Origin of the sequence: Longimicrobium sp. (assembly GCA_036387335.1) — a bacterium.
Lineage (GTDB): Bacteria > Gemmatimonadota > Gemmatimonadetes > Longimicrobiales > Longimicrobiaceae > Longimicrobium.
Genome location: DASVTZ010000105.1, coordinates 127443 through 146922, shown reverse-complemented (window position 1 = coordinate 146922; position 19480 = coordinate 127443). Strand labels below are relative to the sequence as shown.

Sequence of the window (19480 nt, the reverse complement as noted above, 5' to 3'; positions counted from 1 at the left end):
CGTGGATCTGGTCCAACGGAAAGCGCGTAGTCAGCACCCCGATGTTCATCAGGTCCGTCAGCCGGTCTCCTTCGTGCCGCACTTTGCTCACACGAGCCATCCGGGCCTCCTCGGGCTGGGGTCCGGTTATATCCTACCTCGCCTGGTGAACAAAGTAAACGGTATTGCGCGAAGGCGGATTTTGTGCTGTTGTTGGTGTGAGTTTACTTGTCAACCCGCCCCCCTACTTGCCCACGCAGAAGTCGCCGAACACGCGGCCGAGCACGTCGTCGACCGTGACGGCGCCGACGAGGTCTTCGAGGGCGGACGCGGCGGCCTGGAGGTGGGTGGCGGCGTACTCCATCGGGATGCCGCTCGCCTGCGCGTCGAGGAATCCCTGCACCTCGTCGCGGGCGGCGCGGAGGGCGCGGGCGTGGCGCTCGCGCGTTACCAGCGGCGCCTCGCCCGGCTCACCCAGGATGCCGCCGAACGCGCGGTGCAGGAGGATCTGCCGTAGCTCTTCCAACCCCTTACCGTTTGGCGCGGAGACGAGCACCTCTTCCGCGGTCCCGATCCCCTGCTCGCCATCGTCCGCCTTGGTCCGCACCAGCACCGCCCGGGCCTGGTCCAACCCATCCAGGAAGGCGGTCTCGTCGGGCTCGAGAGCGCGGCCGGCTTCGACGCAAAAGAGCACCAGGTCGGCGGCGGCGAGGTAGCGGCGCGCCACCTCGATCCCGATCCCCTCCACCAGGTCCGCCGTTTCGCGCAGGCCGGCGGTGTCGACCAGGCGGAAGGGGTAGCCCTCGACGGAGAGGGTGGCTTCCAGGGCGTCGCGGGTGGTGCCGGGGACTTCGGTGACGATCGCGCGCTCCGTCCCCAGCAACGCGTTGAAGAGCGACGATTTGCCGGAGTTCGGACGCCCCGCGAGCACGGTCAGCGCCCCCTCGCGCAGGAGCTCGCCCTCGGGGGCGGTGGCGAGGAGGCGGGTGATGCGGGCGAGCACGTCCTCCGCGGCGGCGCGGATGCGGGCCGGGGGGACCGGGGGCTCGTCCTCTTCGGGGAAGTCGATCGAATAGACGATCAGCGCCTCGGCGCCGATGATGGCCTCGCGCAGCTCCTCGACGCGGCGCGAGAGGCCGCGCTCCATCTGGTGGATCGCGGCGCGGTGCAGGGCACGGGAGCGGCCGTCGATCAGGTCCAGCACCGCCTCTGCCTGCAGGAGGTCCAGCTTGCCGTTGAGGTACGCGCGGCGGGTGAACTCGCCCGGCTCAGCGGGGCGGCAGCCGGCGGCCAGGAGGGCGTCCAGCACCAGCTGCGGCGTCAGCACGCCGCCGTGCGTGGTGATCTCCACCGTGTCCTCGCCCGTGTAGCTGCCCGGGGCGGGGAAGAAGGTGACGAGGCCGCGGTCCAGCAGCTCCCTCGTTTCCGGATGGCGTAGCGCAGTCAGCCGCTGCACGCGTGGCGCCGGTCCATCGGCGAGTCCGGGCGCAACGCGGCGGAGGACGTCGAGCGCGCCGGGGCCTGACACGCGCAGGAGCGCTACCGCGCCGCGGCCCTGCGCCGTCGCGATGGCTGCGATGGTATCGGAGTACGGAAGGCCGCTCATCCGGCGCGGTCCGCAAGGCTATGGTCCTTGACGCGGGGATGGCGCTGGTTATCGTACGGCATCGTTCGCCCCGCGCCGATCCGGCCTACTCGTGGCACACTGATGACGAGCATCCTCTCCCTGATCTCAGGCTCATTCGGCCGCGCCCTGGTGCTGGGGACGCTCTTTCCCGTCACGGTGGCCACGCTCCTCGGTCTGCTGTTCGTGGTTCCCTTCATGCCCGCCGACGTCGCGGTGCTGGCTCCGCTGGCCGCGCTCGATCCCGGGTGGAAGATCGTCCTCATCACGCTGATCGTCATCCTGCTCACCGGGCTCCTGTACAACCTGAACTCCTCGCTCATCCGGCTTTACGAGGGGTATCCCTGGCAACATTCGTGGCTCGGCAGGCGGGCGATCGCGAGCCAGCTCCTGCGCCGCCAGTGGGCAGAATCGAGGCGCCCGTTGCTGAAGAGCCTCATCGCGACCATCCGGGAGCGCGATTCCGCGGACCCCGCGATCGGGAAGCTGGAGGTGTGGAGGACCCGCCTCGGCCAGAGGGTCGTGAACGAGTATCCCGGCCCCGAGCTCGTGCTCCCCACACGGCTGGGCAACGTGATCCGCAGCTTCGAGGAGTACCCCCGCTCCGTGTACGGGATCTCCACCGTCTCCGTGTGGCCCCGCCTGGTGGGGGTGCTCAGCAAAGAGTCGCTGGCCCTGCTGGACGACAGCAAGTCATCGTTCGACTTCATGATCAATGCCTCCTTCCTCAGCGGGGCGCTGTCCGGCAGCATCTTCGTGGCGGGGCTCCTGGTGCCCGCGCGGATCCACTGGCCTGAGTGGCTGTTCCAGGTGGTGCTGGCCGGCGTGGCTTCGTGGCTCTTCTACCTTGGGTCGGTGAGCGCCGCAGCCGCCTGGGGAGAGCAGGTCAAGAGCGCGTTCGACCTGTATCGCTGGGACCTGCTGAAAAAGCTGGGATACACGGCCGCCCCAGAGAACGCCGACACGGAGCGGGAGCTCTGGACGGAAATCTCCAAGCGTATGATCTACGGCAATCCGCCGGCGGACCGGCCGCTCACACCCTATACGCATCATCCCACGCCCAACGCCGGGCCATCAGGAGAATCGTGATGTTCGATAGCCGCACGCCGGTTGCAAAGAAAGAGAAAGACGATCCCAAGCCCGATCGCGGGAACCAGAGTCCTACAGATACGCCCCGCCGGGAGCGTGGCAGGGATCGCGGCTACCCGGACCACCGACCGGGAGAGGGCGACGTCCGGGAGCGGAATCCACCCAAACGCGGGGGCGATGACCCTACCCCGGACTGGTGATGGGACGCACCACTCCCCCTGCGGACGACGCCACGCAGCCGCGGACCGCGCCGTACAGGGACGCCGGCGAGGCGCTGCAGGACGCCGCGCAGTCGTGGCATCCGTGGTGGAGCCGCCACTGGGCCGACGTTCTAGTGGTCGCAGGAGGTTTGATCCTGCTCGCCCGCTTCGTCTTCGTGGCGATGGGCGCATGGCAGCGGCACCCGCTGCCTGAGATACGAGCGCGCTTCGACCTGCCGGCGTTCACGGTGCTGCGGCCGGAGCACCTGGCACGGGACAGCGGAGTGGCCGACGCAGCGGCAGGGCGTGTGGAAGGACGCTACCTGCTCCGGGCGGTACGCGCGAGATCGCCGATCCATGCGGACGTCCTGGGGCCCGCCACGCTCACCCCGGCGCTCCTCGCGGGGCGCAGCGCGCTCCCGCTCCTGGTCGGGCCGGGCGCCGCACCCGATTCGCTGCGCGCCGGGATGGTGGCCAGCCTGGTGGTCTCGCCGGCGGAGGGTGGCGCTTCGGAGTCGGGGCTGATCATCGACCGCGTGCCGCTACTCTCCGCTACGCCGCAGGCCGCGGGCGGTACACGGGTGGTGGTCGCCGTGACGCGCGCGCAGCTCCAGTCGCTGGCTCCGCGGCTCGGATCGGCCCGCATCTTCGTGCTGATGCCCTGAAACGGCGGCACACAAAAAGAGACGGAGGCACGGAGATGACGAGATCTCCGTGCCTCCGTTTGCATCCGTATGAGCTCCGTCAGCGGCGCCTGGCGCGGGCGGCCGGTTTGACCGCGGCCTTGGCCCGGGCGGCTTCCTCCGCCTTCTGGGCCTCGCTGGCGCGGCGGCGCTCGCGGGCAATCAGGAGCTGCTGCGGGAGCGAGGCCAGGTTGGTGCTCGCGTAGTACAGGTTCAGCCCCGACGGCATGAAGAGGAAGAAGCCCCCCATCATCAGCGGCATCGTGTACATCATCATCTTGGCCTGCGCGTTCTGCTCCATTCCGCTCATCCGGGTGCTCACGAACTGGAGCGCGAACATGGACGCGACCAGGAAGAGCGGCAGGAGGTAGAACGGGTCACGCAGCGACAGGTCGGGGAGCCATCCCCACGACGTCCCGCGGAACTCGATGGCGCTCTGGAAGACGAAGAAGAGGGTGATCAGCACCGGAAAGGGGATCAGCATGGGGAGACACCCGCTCAGCATCGAAAGCGGGTTCACCCCCAGCTCCTTGTACATCTTCATCATTTCCTGCTGCTGCTCGCGCGGATCGTCCGCGTAGCGCGTCTGGATCTCCTTCATCCGTGCCTGCATCACCGGCTGCACGGCCATGTTCTTCATCTGGGCGCGCATGGCCTTGGCGTTCAGCGGCCACGTCACCAGGCGCACCAACACGCCGAACAGGATCAGCACCCATCCGAACGACAGCCCCAGCGCGTGGAGCTTGCCCAGCGCCCAGATGACGACGGCCGATATTGGCCGCACCACGGGGCGCAGCCAGCGGTAGCCGTACGGGTTCACCTCCTCGAGTCCGTGCCCGATGGCCACCATGCGGTCGTGCTCCAGCGGGCCCATGTAGGCATCGTACGCGAAGCGCCCGCCCGCTGCCAGCGGCAGAACGGTTGTGACCTGCGCGCGCGGGGCCACGCGCGCCTTGCCCGCGCCCGGGTAGCGCTCGTCCGCCACGTCGCGCACCAGCACGCGCTCGAAGGAGCTCTGCCCCCCGGCGATGGTGCCCAGGAGGAAGTAGCGGTCCTTGAAGCCCACCCACTTCGCGGCCCCGGGGAGCGCGTCCACGCCCTGCACCTTTTGCAGGTGCAGGCGCTCGACGTCGTCGTCGATCCAGGCGGCCACCTGCATCTCGCGCTCGGTGGCGTGCTCGCGCGCGTCGTGCAGCGCCAGGCCGGGCCCGAGACCGGTAATCAGCCGCGCCCCGCCCGGGACGCCCGTGATCTGCCCGGCCACGTTCACCAGGTAGTCGTTGGGGCGGAACGTGTAGCGCACCTGCACCTGCGCGCCGTTGGGCGCCGCCGCGGTGAAGGTGAGGTTCTGGGCGGGCCCGCCGGCGCGCAGGTCGATCCGTTCCGCGCTGGGGCGGAACTCGAGCGAGCGCAGGTCCAGCGTGTCGCGCCCGGCGGCCACGCGGTACGCCAGCACGTCGTCGGTGCCGCGCGGCACGAGTTGCACCCTGCCCGCATCCACGTACGACGCGAAGCGCAGGAGCTGCGCCCCCGTCAGCGCGCCGCCACGGGTGGAGAAGCTGTACTCGTACAGCGGCGACTTCACCGTGACGGTGCGCGGCACAAAGGGCTGCCCTGCGCCCCCGCCGGCCAGCGCGGCCGGAGCCGTCACCGCCGCGGGGGCGGTGGCGGCGGGGCGCGTGGCGGGCCCTTCCGCCCGGCGAACCGGGGGAAAGAGGTAGTTGGTCAGCGCCAGCACCGCGAGGGCCAGCGTGACCGCCAGGAACACGTTCTTACGGGACTCGTTCAGATCGTTCAAAACGGCTCGGTCGGGTTCGGGGCGTCAGGGAACGGGGTCCCAGCCACCGCGGCTGAACGGTTGGCAGCGTGCCAGGCGCTTCACCAGCAGCCAGCCGCCGCGCGCCGCGCCGTAGCGCTCGATGGCTTCGGCGCCGTACTGCGAGCAGGTGGGCATGAAGCGGCACACGGGAGGCTTGAGCGGCGAGATCCCCTTCTGGTAGAAGCGGATGGCCGCGATCATCGCGCGCGCGAGCAAAGTTCCTCCACCAGGGTGGCGAGCTCGTCCCGGAGCTGGGCAAAGGAAGCGCCGTACGCATCTGGCCGGGCACGCACCAGTACGTCGAAAGCCGCTCCAGAGTTGCGAAGCGCTGGAAGAACGACGGTGCGCCCGATCTCGCGGAGGCGCCGGCGCACCAGGTTGCGCTCCACGATGGTGTGCTTGTGCTTGGGCACCACCACCCCCAGACGCGGAAACGCCGCGGGGGAAGGGGAGACGAACGCATCCAGGTGACGCGTCTTCCTCCTCTTCCCCCGTTGGAACAACAGCCGGATCTCGGCGGAGCGCGCAATTCGTGACTCCCTGGGGAGCCCGAACCCCTGCCGCTCTTCTCCCTCGTCGCTCACGGCCGCGGCGGACCCGATGGGGCTGGGCTTGCCAGGCGCGCGGCTAGTACTTGCCGGCGATCTCGACGACCAGCTTGTGGCGCCCCTTGCGGCGGCGGGCGTTCAGAACTGCGCGGCCGCCCTTGGTGGCCATGCGGGCGCGGAACCCGTGCTTGTTGGTCCGCTTGCGGTTGCGCGGACGATAGGTCGGCTTCATCTGTGAAAACCCCTTCGGGTGCTGCTTCGGTGGACAAGTTCGGGTGCGGCAAAGACCGTGAAGATAGCGGTGGGGGCGGGGTACGTCAACTGCGGGGAGTGGGGAATGGGGAATGGGGAATCGTACTCCGCTGGCCGCCGGGCGCGGTGCGGATCGGCGGTTCGGCGTGGTGTTCAGGGCGGTTCAACCATTCCCCATTCCCCAGTCCCCATTCCCCGCTTTCTTGACTTTTCCACATCCCCCGTCTACGTTGCCCGTCCTTCCGTCACCCCCGTCGCGCGCTGTATACAGGTCATGGAGCTTTCCGCGGGAGAAGTCTGGACACGGATCCTGGACGGGGCGCAGCAGGCCCTCCCCGAGCAGGCCTTCCGTACCTGGCTGCAGCCCACCCAGGCGGTCGCCATCTCGCAGGACCTGCTGGTGGTCTCCACTCCCAACCCGTTCGCGGTGGACTGGGTGCAGAGCAGGTACGCGGAACTCCTCACGGGGATCGGCGAGCACCTGTTCGGCCGCCGCTTTCAGCTCAGCGTGCAGTACAACGGCGGAGGGCGCCCCGGCAACGTGCCGCCGCCGGCCGTGCTCGTGGCGGAGCAGACGCCCGCGCCCTCCACGCCGGCCCCGGCCGCGCGCCCGGCCGAAGCGTCCGCCGCCCCGAGCGGCCGCCCCTCCGCGCCGCTCAACCCGCGCTACAACTTCGACCGCTTCGTGGTCGGCAGCAACAACCAGCTCTCGGCCGCGGCGGCACACGCGGTGGCCGAGGCGCCGGCACGCACCTACAACCCGCTCTTCATCTACGGCGGGGTGGGGCTCGGCAAGACGCACCTGATGCACGCCATCGGCTTCGCCATGCTGGAGCGCGACGCCAGCAAGAAGGTGATGTACCTCTCCAGCGAGCGATTCACCAACGAGCTGGTGAGCGCCATCCAGGAAGGGTCGATGGCCGAGTTCCGCCGCCAGTACCGGCAGATCGACCTGCTGCTGGTGGACGACATCCAGTTCCTGGAGGGGAAGGAGCGCACGCAGGAGGAGTTCTTCCACACCTTCAACGCGCTCTACGAGGCGCAGCGCCAGATCGTCCTCACCTCCGACCGGCCTCCCAAGGAGATCGGGCTGGAGGACCGGCTGATCTCGCGCTTCGAGTGGGGGCTGGTGACGGACATCAAGCCGCCCGACTTCGAGACGCGCATGGCGATCCTGCGCAAGAAAGTGGAGGAAGACCACCTCCAGATCAGCAACCTGGACGACGTCCTGACGCTGATCGCGCGCAACCGCACCTCGTCCGTGCGCGAGATCGAGGGGGCGGTCATCAAGCTGCTCGCATACTCGTCGCTCACGGGGCGCCAGATCGACCTGGAGCTGGCCCAGGAGGCGCTGGGCGGGGGCATCGTGCGGCCGGGCGGTGCGGGCTTCGCCATGGACGCCGGCGCCACGCCGGACCGGGTGCGCCAGGCCGTGGCCCGCGCCTTCAACACCACCCCCGAGGCGCTGCAGTCCAAGAAGCGCACCAAGGACCTCACGGTGCCGCGCCAGGTGGCGATGTTCCTGATCAAGGACCTCTTCGACGTCTCGCTGGTGGAGATCGGCAGGATGTTCGGCGGGCGCGACCACTCCACCGTCATACACTCCATCGCCAAGGTGGAAGAGGAGATGTCGGCCGACCCCGCCTTCCGCCAGCGGGTGGAGGAGCTGCGCGCATCGTTCCGCTAAGGAGCGGCGCCCTTGACACTCCACCCCCAACGGCTGTATTTGCGGGGGGCGAGTACCCCATTCCGTTGTGGATGGAGTCCGTGGAAAGCGGATGTGGAAAGGGTGTGGAAGGACCGCGGTTTATCACCGGAAGCCGGGGAAACGTGGACGGCGTGGAGAATCCGGACGATCTCCACATCCCGCTCCACAGCGCGGCGAGCGGGTCCAACGGGTTGCGGGCAAACCGGTTGCGAGGGGCGCGGACGAGGTTTCCCACGAATCCCCGCCCTCTACTGTTGTTACTGGTTCTATAAAATACCGGGTGGAAGTACTTCCTCCCCGTGGAGAACACACCACCGCCGGCGGAAAGCGTATGCGATTCACCATCACGCGCGAGAACCTGCAGCAGGGGCTGGGGAACGTGGCCGGGAGCATCCCGACGCGAACCACCCTCCCCGTCCTCAGCAACATCCTGATGGAGGCGGAGGACGGGTTCGTGCGGATGAGCGGCACCGACCTGGACACCTCGGTCGCCGTGCGCGTTCCCGCCGACGTGGCGGAGCCGGGCGCGATCACCGCCCCCGCCAAGAAGCTCCAGGAGATCGCCCGCGAGCTGCCCGGCACGGTGGAGCTCTCCACGCAGGGCGACACCATCTCGATATCGAGCGGCCGCACGCGCTTCAAGCTGAACGGCCTGCCGCGCGACGAGTTCCCCGCCTTCCCCAAGGTGGACTTCACCGAGAGCTGGCGGGTGACGGGCGCCGAGCTCCAGCGCCTGATCTCGCACGTCTCCTTCGCGGCGTCGACGGAAGAGACGCGCCCCATACTGAACGGCGTCCTGTGGCAGCTCAGCGGCGAGGAGATGCGGATGGTGGCCACCAACGGCCACCGCCTCGCCAAGATGACGATGCCCGTGGAGGCGGACTCCCCCGTCCCCGCGGCCGACCTGATCGTGCATCCCAAGGCGCTGGGGCAGGTGCAGCGCCTCTTCACCGGCGAGGCGCAGGTGGAGGTGGGCCGCAGCGAAAACCACCTGGGCTTCCGCAGCGAGGCGGTGCAGGTGTACACGCGCCTGATCGAGGGGCCGTACCCCAACTACGAGCAGGTCATCCCCAAGGACAACGACAAGTTCATGGTGGCGGGCAAGGAGGAGCTGACCCGCGCCGTGCGCCGCATGGCCATCGTGGCGAGCGACCAGACCCACCGCATCCGCATGTCGCTGGGCGGCCCGTCGCTGAAGTTCTCGGTGGAGACCCCGGATCTAGGCGCCGCCAACGAGGAGCTGACCGTGGAGTACGACGGCGATCCTCTGGAGATCGGCTTCAACGCCCAGTACCTGCTGGAGCTGCTGCGCTACATGCCCACCGACGAGGTGCGCATGACCTTCAAGGCCCCCGAGCGCGCCGCCACCATGCAACCCGTCGGCAACGAAGACACGCCCGACTACATGTGCCTGGTGATGCCGCTGCGGCTGCTGAGCTGAGGAGAACGCCAGCCGACGTGGCTCAACAATGTGAAAAAATAGAGCGGGGGGCCCAGATGTGGGCCCCCCGCTCGCTTATTCAGGGGCACCTCATCGGCCTCCGCACGTACGCGGCGGGCCGGGCGGAGCCACCAGTGCACCTCCACAAGGTGGCCTTCTCATACCTTCTGGAGCGCATCGACGAAGCGTTGGAGCGCGCACAGCCTGACTCCGGTCCGTTGTACGGACTGGTGGTAGCCGACGGTCACCGCGCGCGCGAGCTGCTATACCTCCTGGACACAATCCACTACGTACCGTCCCACGATAGCTGGTTGATTCAGCTCGTGGACTGCGTGGCGTACATCAGGAGCCGCTACGACCGGGTGCTCCGGGAGAAAGGAGCCATCGAGGAGCGGTACTCGGCAAGCGAGCACGCGGTGGTGAGACTCTGGAGGGAGAACTGCGAAGACAAGTTGGCAAGCGAAGAGTGCTGGCCATGAAAATGCGCGATCAGGGCAGACCCGGAAGTCTGCTGGGGCTCGCCGGGGCAAACCCACTCCTGACCGCGCTTATGCCAGACAATATGATCAACCGGTACAACACGGGTCAACGCGGAAATCTTCACGCGCCTGCGTGGTGGCTACAGTACCTTCAAGATCCAGGTGCTGGACGGCCGGGGGGAGCTCTGCCAGCCGCCCTTCGTCAGTTTATGAACCAGGCGTTCTGGGTGCGGCCGTTCACGAGTCCGTAGGTGATAACGCTGAGGTGCAGTCTCTCGCCGAACCGCCTGCCAGGGAGAGTGTCATGCGGCTTTCGTCCCGCGGTGTCGTACTCCGCGCAACGTGTGCGGCGTCTCTGCTCCTCGCTTCCTGTGATTACGCGTATCGGGTCGGTGCGCGGCAGCGGTTTACGGGTCCCGGGGTCGTGGCACCAGCGCAACGAACGCCGGCCACTGCTGATTCGTCGTCCGGACCGCTCGATGCGGCAGCGGCGGGCGACTGCATGGAGCAGGCACTTCGCGCGTCGCCCATGCGCAGAGACGTGGAGCGCTGGAGCGTCGCGAAAGACCTGCGCTCCCAGGAAGCGGGGATGAACTTCGTCGCCATCGACTCCGCTGGAGAGGGCCACTACGCCCACCTGATGCTGGACCGCTGGGACGGCAGAGTTCCTACGCTCGAGATCGTCTTCATCTGGCACGGAACGGCTCGCTCCAGACCGCTCGAGGAGCAGCGCCGGTTGGTGGCTACGGCCACCCGCGTGCTGGAGGAGCTGCGTGCCCGCTGCGTTCCCGCGGCCAGCGGGCCGATCGAGTGCGTCGCCGTGGGAAAGGGCGGCCGAGCCGCGTGCTCCACGCGGAGATGAGGCGCCTCGGCTCAGGGGCAGGAGCTGCCTTCTTAGGGTTGATCCGGTGGACCAGGCTCGCGTCGCTCAGCCCGTGCGGAGTGCGCGACCTTCAAGGCCCCCGAGCGCGCCGCCACCATGCAGCCCGTAGGCAACGAAGACACACCGGATTACATGTGCCTGGTGATGCCGCTTCCTCCCCGGAAAGAGCCGAGCTGCAGATTCGTGGAAACGCGGAGTCACCAAAGGGCCCTAAGGGGGCCGGCCAAGTGTGGGAAGAGCCTTGACATTCCCTTCTCTTGGCGACTAACGTTCGTCCGACTCGGCCGAGTCGCGCGTACCCTCAAAGCAGGTTCCTTCCCAACGTACGTAGATGGTCCCTCACCACACTCTCCAGAGCAAAGGACCTTCCTCATGAAGAAGCGCATGGGCATCAACCTGTTGGCCGCAGCTATCATTGCCGCGGGCGGGCTCTCGCTGACTGGAGTCACGCCCGCCCAGGCGGCGACCGTCGTCGGCGGCTGCGAGAACATGTTGGACGCGATTGCGGAGCACGCGCAGGATTGCTGGGATATGGGCGGCACGCGGATGACGTACACGGGCTCCTGCAGCTCCGAAGGTTACACGCTCGAGACGAGCTGCTACCTGCAGTAACCGATTCGGCCACGGGGCGAAGCTCGCCCGTCCCGTGGCGGAATCGACCGACTTCGCGGGATGATCTCAGAGGAATGTGTTGGTCCGGTTGTAGCTCTCGACGCGCCCACCCGGTTCGGCTTTCCTCCAATCCACTTTCCCGGCCGGAAGCTCCAAGGGTTTCCACAAACTGGGGTCCGGTACCACGCGCGTCTTTCGGCAAACCCGAGTGCGATGAAAAAGACGGATCTGCTGCAAAACGTCTTTACCGGCGTGCTTGTGTTCTGCGCTCTGTTGGTGACCGGGCTCCTGGTGCGGCGCGAGCTGATGTCGCCATCGGCGGAGGCCGTCGAACGATCCCTTGCCGGGACCGTGGCGGACTGGCGCGTGTATGCGGACGAAGGGACGCACCGCGTGGGCCCTGACGCCGCGCCGGTGACTGTCGTGGAGTTCTCCGACTTCCAGTGCCCATTCTGCCGAGTCATCGCGGCCCGGCTGGACTCGCTGCGCGCGCTGCACCCCAGGGAGGTGGCGGTGGTCTATCGTCACTACCCGCTACGCATCCACCCGCACGCGGTCGCCGCCGCGCGCGCCAGCGAGTGCGCCGCCGAGCAGGGACGGTTCTGGGAGATGCACGACGCGATTTACCGCGAGCAGGAATCGATCGGGCAACTGCGCTGGGGCAGGTTCGCGGAGCTCGCCGGCATCGCTGACTCTGGCGCCTTCGAGCGTTGCATGGACCGCGTGAAGGCGCATCCCGCGATCCGGGACGACACGTTGGCCGGCGGTCGCCTCCGCGTGGCCGCTACGCCCACACTGCTCATCAACCAGTACCGGCTGACCGGCGCACCCCCGCTCGACACTCTGCGCGCCTACGTCCAGCGATTCGCGCAGCGCGGTACCCGTACCCGTGCCGAGTAGGCGCCTCTCCAAAACATCCCTCAGGCTCATGCAAACCAGAAGCTCCCTGTCCGCGCTCGCGCTGACCCTCGCGTTCGCGGGCTGTGCCCGCGCGCAGCAACCGCCCCCGCCCCAGCCAGCGCCCAGCGAGGCGGCCGCTCCGGGCACCATTTCTGGGACCCGGAACAATCCGCGGCCTCCCACGGCCTCTTTTGGATTCACGCTATCGCTTCGCAGCGGTGAGCGGCCCGTGGTGACAGGCGTGGACGAGGGCTCGCCAGCCGCCCGTGCGGGCCTTGTCCCCAACGACACGATCCTGTCGATTGACGGGCAGGACACGCTCGAGCGCGGGAGGCGGTTCCGTGACGCTACACCGGGCCGCCGGTACACGCTGCGCGTGCAGCGCGGGCCGCAGGTGCGGGAGGTGGTGATCGTGGCGGGGGCTCCGCCGGCGAAGCCCTGACGCGACCGCCGGGCGTTTCCTCGATGTCTCTCCCGTTCCGCGGCGCCGGCCGGCTCGCGCGAGCGGCGGCCGTGGCGGCCGGCCTCCTGGCCCTGCCTGTCGCCAGCCATGCGCAGGAGGTGGTGCGCCTTGGCGGTCGCGTGACTCGCCCCGACGGCGCAGCGGCCGCCGGGGCGCGCGTGCAGGTGACCACCGCGGCGGGCCAGAGGTTCGAGGCACGCGCGGACTCGAGCGGAACCTACCAGCTGCGCCTTCCCGGCGGCGCCAGCTACGTGGTCTCGGTGGAATCGCCGGGCCTCAACCCGGCTACGAGGGTGCTGGCCCGGGCGGTGGGTGACGGCGAGGGGCTCACCGTCAACTTCGCCCTTGGCCTGCGGGTGGTGCCTCTTCAGCCTCTCCTGGTCCGGGCCCCGCGCCTGTCCGTGGCCGCCGCCACGAAGTGGACCCCCGGCTCCGTCGATCAGTCGCGCTCGGGGGTTCAGATGCGGGAGGAGCCGCTGGGCTCCGACCACCTTTCAGATCTGGCCGCGCGCCAGGTGGGGATCGCTCATAGCCCGACGCCGGACGGCCCGGGGGTTTCCATCGCCGGCCAGGCACCGGACCAGACCCACCTGACACTCGACGGCGCATCCTTCGGGTCCGGCCTGGTTCCGCGCGAGGCGATCCGTTCGGTCGAGGTCATCACCAACACCTTTGACGTAGCCCGCGGCCGGTTCACGGGCGGACAGCTCGACGTGCGCACGCAGCACGCGGGGAATGAATGGGGAGCGACTGTCCGTCTGGAAGGACTGGATCCGCGGCTGCAGTACGGCGACGTGCCGGAGGCGCTTCAGCGCCGCGCTACCCACCGGGGTGTGGACGCCGGGGCGGGGGGTGCGCTCGTCCGCGACCGAGTCTTCGCGTTCGGGGCATTCACCCTTCGCCGGACCGCCGCACCTGTGCTCTCTCTCGGCGACATCGGGCTCGGGAGCTTGCAGGGGCTCGGGGTCAGCCCCGACAGCCTCCGACGCTTCCTCGAGGTGACCGCGGCGCTGCGGCCCGAAGCGGCACGGCTCTCGAGTTCCGAGTCCGAGGTCGGGGTGGGGCTCGTACGCCTGGACGCAGTGCTTTCGCGTCGGCATGCCCTCACGTTGCGCATGAACGGGCAGCGGACGCGGCAGTCGGACGACGGTTCACTGTTCGCGGTGGAGGGGACCGGGTCCAGGCTCCAGGGTTCAAACTACGGAGTGCTGGCCCAGCTCGGCTCGGGCGGCGCACGGGTGGCCAACGAGTTCAAGCTTCACCTGTCCAACGGCTCCAACGTGCGCTCCGCATCCGATCCGGTGCCGGTCGGGGAGGTGAACGTCGCCTCCTCGACCGCGGCCGATGCGAGCGATGTGGCCGTCCTGCGATTCGCCGGGAACCCGTTCGCCGCGGGCGGAACGCGGCAGCGCTCGTTCGAGCTCTCCGACCAACTGGTGGTGATGACTCCCGGCGAGAACCATCGCCTGCGCGTGGGCGGGGAGTTCGGAGTGCAGCAATACACCTGGCTGCGGCGCGCCAGCTACGGCAGCTTCGCCTTCTCCAGCCTGCACGATCTGGAGCTCGGCCGTCCCGCGCTCTTCACCCGTTCGCTCGACACGGCGGAGCGCAACGTGGAGGGGCGGCGCGCGGCGCTTTTCATGGACGATCGCTGGCGTGCGGGCGGCCTGCAGCTCAGCTACGGGATCCGCGCCGAGCGGTTTTGGTATCCGGGAGAGTCATCCGTCCATCCCGCGGTGGAGACTCGCTTCGCCCGTGCGCCGGGGATGGTGCCCTCACCCTGGCGCCTGAGCCCGCGGGTCGGGTTCGCGTTCGAGAGGCGGATGCCGTGGGACCGCGGGCCGCAGGGGAAGACCGCGCTCCAAGGCGGGATCGGCGAGTTCGTAGGCGTGGTGCCGCTCCCGGCGCTCGGCGCGGGGCTGTACGAGGCGGGGCCCCCCCGGGCGGCGGAACTGGTCTGCATCGGGCCCGCCGCCCCGGCGCCGGACTGGGCCGCGTTCCGCGCGGGTCCGGAAGCGATCCCTTTAGCCTGTGCCGACGGATCAGCGACGTTCGCCAGCCGCCAGCCTCGCGTGACGCTCTTCGCTCCTGACTTCGCGCCCCCGCGTGTGTGGCGCGCTTCGCTCAATGGGCAGGGGCTGCTGAGCAACGGCGTGATCTGGAACTTCACCGCCGCCTGGCTCCGGGGCGTCAACCAGCCGATGGCGTTCGACCGTAACCTGCGCGCGGAGCCCGCCTTCTTCAACACGGAAGAGGGCGGGCGACCCGTGTACGTAGGCACGGACGCGATCGATCCCGGCAGCGGACAGGCCTCTCTCACCGCGTCGCGGCGGTTCGCGGAGCTGGGAACGGTGCGCGAGGTCACGGGGGGCGGGCGCTCGCGGACGGTGCAGCTGAGCGCGAAGGTATCCCGGTTCTTCGGACAGGCGCGGGCCGAGACCGGCTACACCTGGACGGATGCGCGCCAGACAGTGGGGGCGCTGAGCGCGCCCGGGGCCGCGTTCGCGAGCACCGCGGGCGATCCCCTCCGGGTGGAGTGGAGCCCCGCGCCCTATACGCCGCGTCACATGCTGCAGGGCTTCGCGGAATGGCGCCGGTCGGCATGGCTCACCCTGTCCGTGTTGGGACGCCTCGCCTCCGGCACGCCCTTCACCCCCATGTCGGCGGGGGATGTGAACGGGGACGGCGCCCGCAACGACCGTGCGTACATCTTCGGTTCCGCCGCCGCGGACGAAGTGGTGGCGCGGGGGATGGAGGAGCTCCTCCGTGATGCGCCCCCCGGCGTCCGCAGTTGCCTCCGCGCCCAGGCTGGCAGCGTGGCGGCGCACAACAGCTGCAGCACAGGCTGGTCCCCGTCGCTCGACCTGAACGCGAGGTTCCAGTTCGGGGCGCGGATCGACGACTCTCCCCACCGGCGGGTGACCGTCTGGCTCGCCGCACGCAACGTCACGTCGGGGCTCGACTACCTCGTGCACGGCCCGGACGACCTTCGCGGCTGGGGACAGCTGACGTCGGTGGACAACACGCTCCTCACCGTGCGCGGGTTCGATCCTGAGTCGCGCCGCTTCCGCTACTCCGTCAATCCGCGCTTCGGCAGGGCGACCGAGCACGGCTTCCTGAACCGTGCGCCGTTCACGATCAGCCTGCAGGCGCGGGTGGTCCTGGGAACGGACCGGGTGCTGACGGCTTTCCGGAAGGGGATGAACGAAGCGAGCGGACGGGATCAGGCGCTCTCCCCTCCCAACGTGCGGCTCCACCTGCAGCGGCAGCTCCCCAACCTTCCCGCCGAGGTACTGCTCCTCGACGCCCCGCGGCACCTTTACCTGACGCCCGCGCAGGCGAAGCGGCTCCAGCAGGGTGCGGATTCTCTCTCCCCACGGATCGAGGGCGTGCTGGATGCTTTCGTCTCGGCCGTCGCCGTGCAGCAGCCCCGCGCCCCGCGTACCGGCGAGGCGCAGGTGCGCGACCTGGCGCGGCAGGCGGTGGCCCTGCGGAACGAGGGAGCCGGGATCGCCCGGTCCCTGCTCACGCCGGAGCAGTGGGCGAAGCTACCGGGGGAGTTCAGAAATCCGGGAGCGGACTTCGTGCCTCACCCTCCGCAGCAGATAACGTCCTCGCCCGACTTCTGAGGCGCGCGCGATGGAGAACGGAGGCACGGAGACGTAGATCCCCGTGCCTCCGAGCTTTGTCGGAACCGTCCCGGCGGTGTTCGTCTAGTTCATGAACCACGCGTTCCGGATCCGGCCGTTCACGACTTCGTAGATGATGACGCTCACGTGCAGATCCTCGCCCGGGAGCCCGGTCACGTGCTCTTCGTCGATCACGAACCGGCCTTTGACGATGCGGCTGCGTACCTCGGCGTGCAGCCGCGTGGCGTCAGGGTCGGCGAAGAGCTCCGCGTAGTGGCCGCGGATTCGCGCGGCGCCGGCAAAGACGGTGTCCGCGGGATATTCCCAGTGGATCGCGTCGGGCGCGTAGGTGGCCATGAACGACTCTACGTCGCGCCGGAGCGGCAGGTGTGGGCGAGCTGCGCACCGGGCGCGTCATCTCAATAGCGTCTTCTTGATGACGTGGGCGATGCGGGTACCATCCCATAGGTAGGCCAGGTGCTCCGCCTGGCGACAGCGAGAGAGCGCGGCAGGGCGCAAGACCGCCGCACATGCCCCTCCGGGATTGCGCACGCTGTCGTAAAGCACGCCCCATGATCGCGCCGCGCGCAGGGTGCGGGCGATGGCTTGCGAGGCCGAGTAGTCTGACGGGTGATACAGCTCGCCCGATGCGCCGCGGAGGTCGTGCAGCTCCCCGTCCAGGTCGGCGCGGAGAACGCGCATGTCCAGCTGAGCGGGTTTCTCGCGTGTACTCGCCATGAACCGCTCCCGGTGGTAAACGGTCTCGGCGACGGCGGTGGCGAGTTCGGCCGCGGCGTAATACGCACCAAAGGTTCCGTCGGTGAATCGGCCCCCGGTCGGCGCCACGTGCGTAAAGGCAGCCATGATGTAGGCGGTGCCGGGTCCGGAGATCCAGTCCTCGCGCGGAAGCAGGTCCAGCTCGCCCACCTCGGCACGAAGGCGGTCGTTGGTGAGCGATTCTACGTACAGCACCGCATCCAGGTCGGCCGGTTCGGCCACGCGCTCAAAAAGGTCGATAGGCGGGAACCGCGCCGGAATGATCCGGAAACACGGATGCCAACGGACCTCCTGGAGCCGGATGGACGCCGGATCTACGCCCATCCGCCGCGCTGCGCGTCGAGATACTGCCGAACCACGTAAAGGTCCGCGACGTTTCCGGAGAGCATCCTCTCGAGCGCCGACCGGCCGTGGAAGAGCGGCGCATCGTTCGGCCGCCGGACCCAGCCGTCCGCGGCGTCGGGGGCGGGAAGAAGCGTCTGCAGGGCCTTGTAGATGCCGAAAAGGTAGGATAGACGCTCCAGCGTGTCGCGGGAGAGCCGGTCGGTCCCCTCCTTCTTCCACTTGAAATACGTGGACCGGGAGGTGATGCCCAGCAGCGTCATCTGCTCGTCGACACCGAGCTTCCACGCGTCGGCGATGCGGAAGAAGGTCCGTAGAGAGGCTTGCGCCACCTTTTCAGGGTCTGGCGCAGGGGGCTGTGGCAATGGTCTGGACACGGCGCTCCTGGATTGGATTCTGAATGCAGTGTAGTACATCCCCGAACCGACAGCAACGGTTGTGCGCTCGCGCATCTTCCGCGACGCTTGCAGCCGAGCGCGCTGCCTACCGCCTCGCCTGCATCGCCCAACTTCATTGCCACCGCGCCCTCGAGACACCAAACTAGTGCTTTCTTGCCCGCCCTACCTCCCACCGAACGCCGTCTCCCATGCGACTTTTCCGCTACCTGCCGCTCGCGCTCGGGCTGCTGTGCGCTGCGCCTCTGGCCGCGCAGCAGGCGGCTACCGGCGCCACGATCCGGGGGGTGGTGACCGACAGCGTGGCCGGGCGGCCGCTGGGGGAGGCGACGGTGCAGCTGGTGCAGATCGGGGCGGCGGCGGATGCGCGGACGGCCACGACCGATGCGGCGGGGAGGTTCTCGTTCGCGGACGTGCCGGCGGGGAGATACGCGCTGGGCTTTCTGCACCCGGTGCTGGACTCGCTGGGGCTGGAGCCGATCGCCCGCGAGGTGCAGGTCGCGGGGCAGGGCGAGGTGCGCGCGGATCTCGCCATCCCGGCGCCGGCGCGGCTCAGGAGCGCGTTCTGCGGCGCGGAGGGGGCCACGGGCGGGATCGTGATGGGCTTCGTGCGGGCCGCGGAGGGCGGGGCGCCGGTGCAGGGCGCCACCGTGTCCGGCGAGTGGATGGAGCTCTCCATCGGCGGCGGAGGGATGTCGCGGCGGATGGCGCGGCGCACCGCGATCACGGCCGAGAACGGAGGGTTCCTGCTCTGCGACGTGCCCCGGCCGGGCACGATCATCCTGGCGGTGAGCCGCGGCGACCAGGGCACCGACCGCATCGAGGCGGAGGTCCCCGCCTCGGGCTTCCTGCGGCGCGAGCTGTTCCTGGGCGAGGCGCAGATGGCCGCGCGCGCCGACACGGCTCTCCCGGGCGACACGGTTCCGCCACGGCCGCGGCCGCGCACGGGGCCAGGCCGGCTGAGCGGAACGGTGCTCGCCGCCGACGGTGGACGGCCGCTGCCCGGGGCGCAGGTGAGCGTGGTGAACGGCGTCCCCACGCGCGCGGACGCGAACGGCGAATGGACGCTCACCGGCGCTCCCTCGGGCACGCGCGTGCTGGAGGTGCGAGCGACCGGCTACTACCCGGTGCTCCGCGTGGTCGACATCGCGGATGGCACGCGGCCCGTGCGCGTGACCATGTCCAGGCTCGCGGCGATGCTGGACACGCTCCGGGTCACCGCGCGCTCCGGGGGACGGGCGGCACGCGCCGGCTTCGACGAGAGGCGGCGCTCGCTGGGCGTGGGCCGCTTCATCACCGCGGAGGACATCGCGCGGCGGCACGCGCTTGTCATCTCGGACGTGCTGGACCGGGTGCCGGGGCTCGCGCGCGCGCGGGGGGCGGATGGCGGCGAGGTCCTCCTGATGCGCAGCGCGTTCGGCGACAGCTGCGCGCCGACCGTGTACATCGATGGGCTCATGATGCGCGCCCTCGCCGGCGCCGACATCGACGTGCTGGTGCGGGCGGAGGACGTCGGGGCGATCGAGGTATACTCGGAATCCCAGGTGCCGCCGCAGTTCCAGGACCCGCTCAGCGGCTGCGGGAGCATCGTGCTCTGGAGGAAGTAGACGCGGCAGCTACTTCCGGCCGGCGACTGGGGCACGGAGAGGAGCATCTC

At 69.2% G+C, this 19480-nt stretch carries 19 protein-coding genes; 11 read left to right on the top strand and 8 right to left on the bottom strand.

Annotated features, from left to right (window positions below):
- Positions 1-223 precede the first annotated feature (223 nt).
- Complete coding sequence (gene mnmE, locus VF647_09680; GenBank protein HEX8452355.1) at positions 224-1585, bottom strand: tRNA uridine-5-carboxymethylaminomethyl(34) synthesis GTPase MnmE; 1362 nt, start codon at positions 1583-1585, stop codon at positions 224-226.
- Positions 1586-1687: 102 nt separating this feature from the next.
- On the opposite strand from mnmE, the gene VF647_09675 reads away from it, so the two are divergent.
- Both VF647_09675 and VF647_09670 read left to right on the top strand, forming a co-directional pair.
- Positions 1688-2692: a hypothetical protein gene (locus VF647_09675; GenBank protein HEX8452354.1), complete on the top strand. Its 1005-nt coding sequence runs from the start codon at positions 1688-1690 to the stop codon at positions 2690-2692.
- A gap of 199 nt (positions 2693-2891) precedes the next feature.
- A complete protein-coding gene (locus VF647_09670) occupies positions 2892-3557 on the top strand; it encodes a hypothetical protein (GenBank protein HEX8452353.1) in 666 nt (221 codons plus the stop codon).
- A 79-nt stretch (positions 3558-3636) separates the two neighbouring features.
- On the opposite strand, the gene yidC is transcribed toward VF647_09670, so the two are convergent.
- The 4 genes from yidC to rpmH are packed head-to-tail and all read right to left on the bottom strand — an operon-like array spanning position 3637 to position 6174.
- A complete protein-coding gene (gene yidC, locus VF647_09665; GenBank protein ID HEX8452352.1) occupies positions 3637-5373 on the bottom strand; it encodes a membrane protein insertase YidC in 1737 nt (578 codons plus the stop codon).
- A 24-nt stretch (positions 5374-5397) separates the two neighbouring features.
- Entirely contained in the window at positions 5398-5610 is a 213-nt protein-coding gene (gene yidD / locus VF647_09660; GenBank protein ID HEX8452351.1) for a membrane protein insertion efficiency factor YidD, read from the bottom strand.
- A complete protein-coding gene (gene rnpA / locus VF647_09655) occupies positions 5592-5978 on the bottom strand; it encodes a ribonuclease P protein component (protein ID HEX8452350.1) in 387 nt (128 codons plus the stop codon). The genes yidD and rnpA overlap by 19 nt, the downstream gene beginning before the upstream one ends.
- Before the next feature lie 43 nt (positions 5979-6021).
- Positions 6022-6174: a 50S ribosomal protein L34 gene (gene rpmH, locus VF647_09650; GenBank protein ID HEX8452349.1), complete on the bottom strand. Its 153-nt coding sequence runs from the start codon at positions 6172-6174 to the stop codon at positions 6022-6024.
- A 294-nt stretch (positions 6175-6468) separates the two neighbouring features.
- Between rpmH and dnaA the strand changes: the two genes are divergently transcribed.
- The 8 genes from dnaA (at position 6469) to VF647_09610 (ending at position 16309) form a co-directional block, all read left to right on the top strand.
- Positions 6469-7881, top strand: coding sequence for a chromosomal replication initiator protein DnaA (dnaA, locus tag VF647_09645; GenBank protein ID HEX8452348.1), 1413 nt, complete (start codon positions 6469-6471; stop codon positions 7879-7881).
- Between the two features lie 352 nt (positions 7882-8233).
- Entirely contained in the window at positions 8234-9343 is a 1110-nt protein-coding gene (dnaN, locus tag VF647_09640) for a DNA polymerase III subunit beta (GenBank protein HEX8452347.1), read from the top strand.
- Positions 9310-9822, top strand: a complete 513-nt coding sequence (locus tag VF647_09635) for a DUF3800 domain-containing protein (protein HEX8452346.1) — start codon at positions 9310-9312, stop codon at positions 9820-9822. Before dnaN ends, VF647_09635 begins: the two co-directional genes overlap by 34 nt.
- A 502-nt stretch (positions 9823-10324) precedes the next feature.
- Positions 10325-10684: a hypothetical protein gene (locus tag VF647_09630; GenBank protein ID HEX8452345.1), complete on the top strand. Its 360-nt coding sequence runs from the start codon at positions 10325-10327 to the stop codon at positions 10682-10684.
- A gap of 393 nt (positions 10685-11077) precedes the next feature.
- A complete protein-coding gene (locus VF647_09625; GenBank protein HEX8452344.1) occupies positions 11078-11317 on the top strand; it encodes a hypothetical protein in 240 nt (79 codons plus the stop codon).
- Between the two features lie 213 nt (positions 11318-11530).
- Entirely contained in the window at positions 11531-12217 is a 687-nt protein-coding gene (locus tag VF647_09620) for a DsbA family protein (protein ID HEX8452343.1), read from the top strand.
- A gap of 28 nt (positions 12218-12245) precedes the next feature.
- Positions 12246-12659 carry a PDZ domain-containing protein gene (locus tag VF647_09615; protein ID HEX8452342.1) on the top strand — a complete coding sequence of 138 codons (414 nt, stop codon included), beginning with the start codon at positions 12246-12248 and terminating at the stop codon, positions 12657-12659.
- A 23-nt stretch (positions 12660-12682) separates the two neighbouring features.
- Positions 12683-16309, top strand: a complete 3627-nt coding sequence (locus VF647_09610) for a carboxypeptidase regulatory-like domain-containing protein (GenBank protein ID HEX8452341.1) — start codon at positions 12683-12685, stop codon at positions 16307-16309.
- Between the two features lie 84 nt (positions 16310-16393).
- On the opposite strand, the gene VF647_09605 is transcribed toward VF647_09610, so the two are convergent.
- The 3 genes from VF647_09605 to VF647_09595 form a co-directional block, all read right to left on the bottom strand.
- Positions 16394-16696 carry a nuclear transport factor 2 family protein gene (locus VF647_09605; protein HEX8452340.1) on the bottom strand — a complete coding sequence of 101 codons (303 nt, stop codon included), beginning with the start codon at positions 16694-16696 and terminating at the stop codon, positions 16394-16396.
- A 27-nt stretch (positions 16697-16723) separates the two neighbouring features.
- Positions 16724-17308, bottom strand: coding sequence for an RES family NAD+ phosphorylase (locus tag VF647_09600; GenBank protein HEX8452339.1), 585 nt, complete (start codon positions 17306-17308; stop codon positions 16724-16726).
- Between the two features lie 92 nt (positions 17309-17400).
- Positions 17401-17760 (bottom strand): MbcA/ParS/Xre antitoxin family protein, encoded by a 360-nt coding sequence (locus VF647_09595; protein ID HEX8452338.1) that lies wholly within the window; start codon positions 17758-17760, stop codon positions 17401-17403.
- Positions 17761-18014: 254 nt separating this feature from the next.
- Here VF647_09595 and VF647_09590 point away from each other — a divergent pair, with 254 nt between their 5' ends.
- Positions 18015-19430 (top strand): carboxypeptidase regulatory-like domain-containing protein, encoded by a 1416-nt coding sequence (locus VF647_09590; GenBank protein HEX8452337.1) that lies wholly within the window; start codon positions 18015-18017, stop codon positions 19428-19430.
- The last annotated feature ends 50 nt before the right edge of the window (positions 19431-19480 follow it).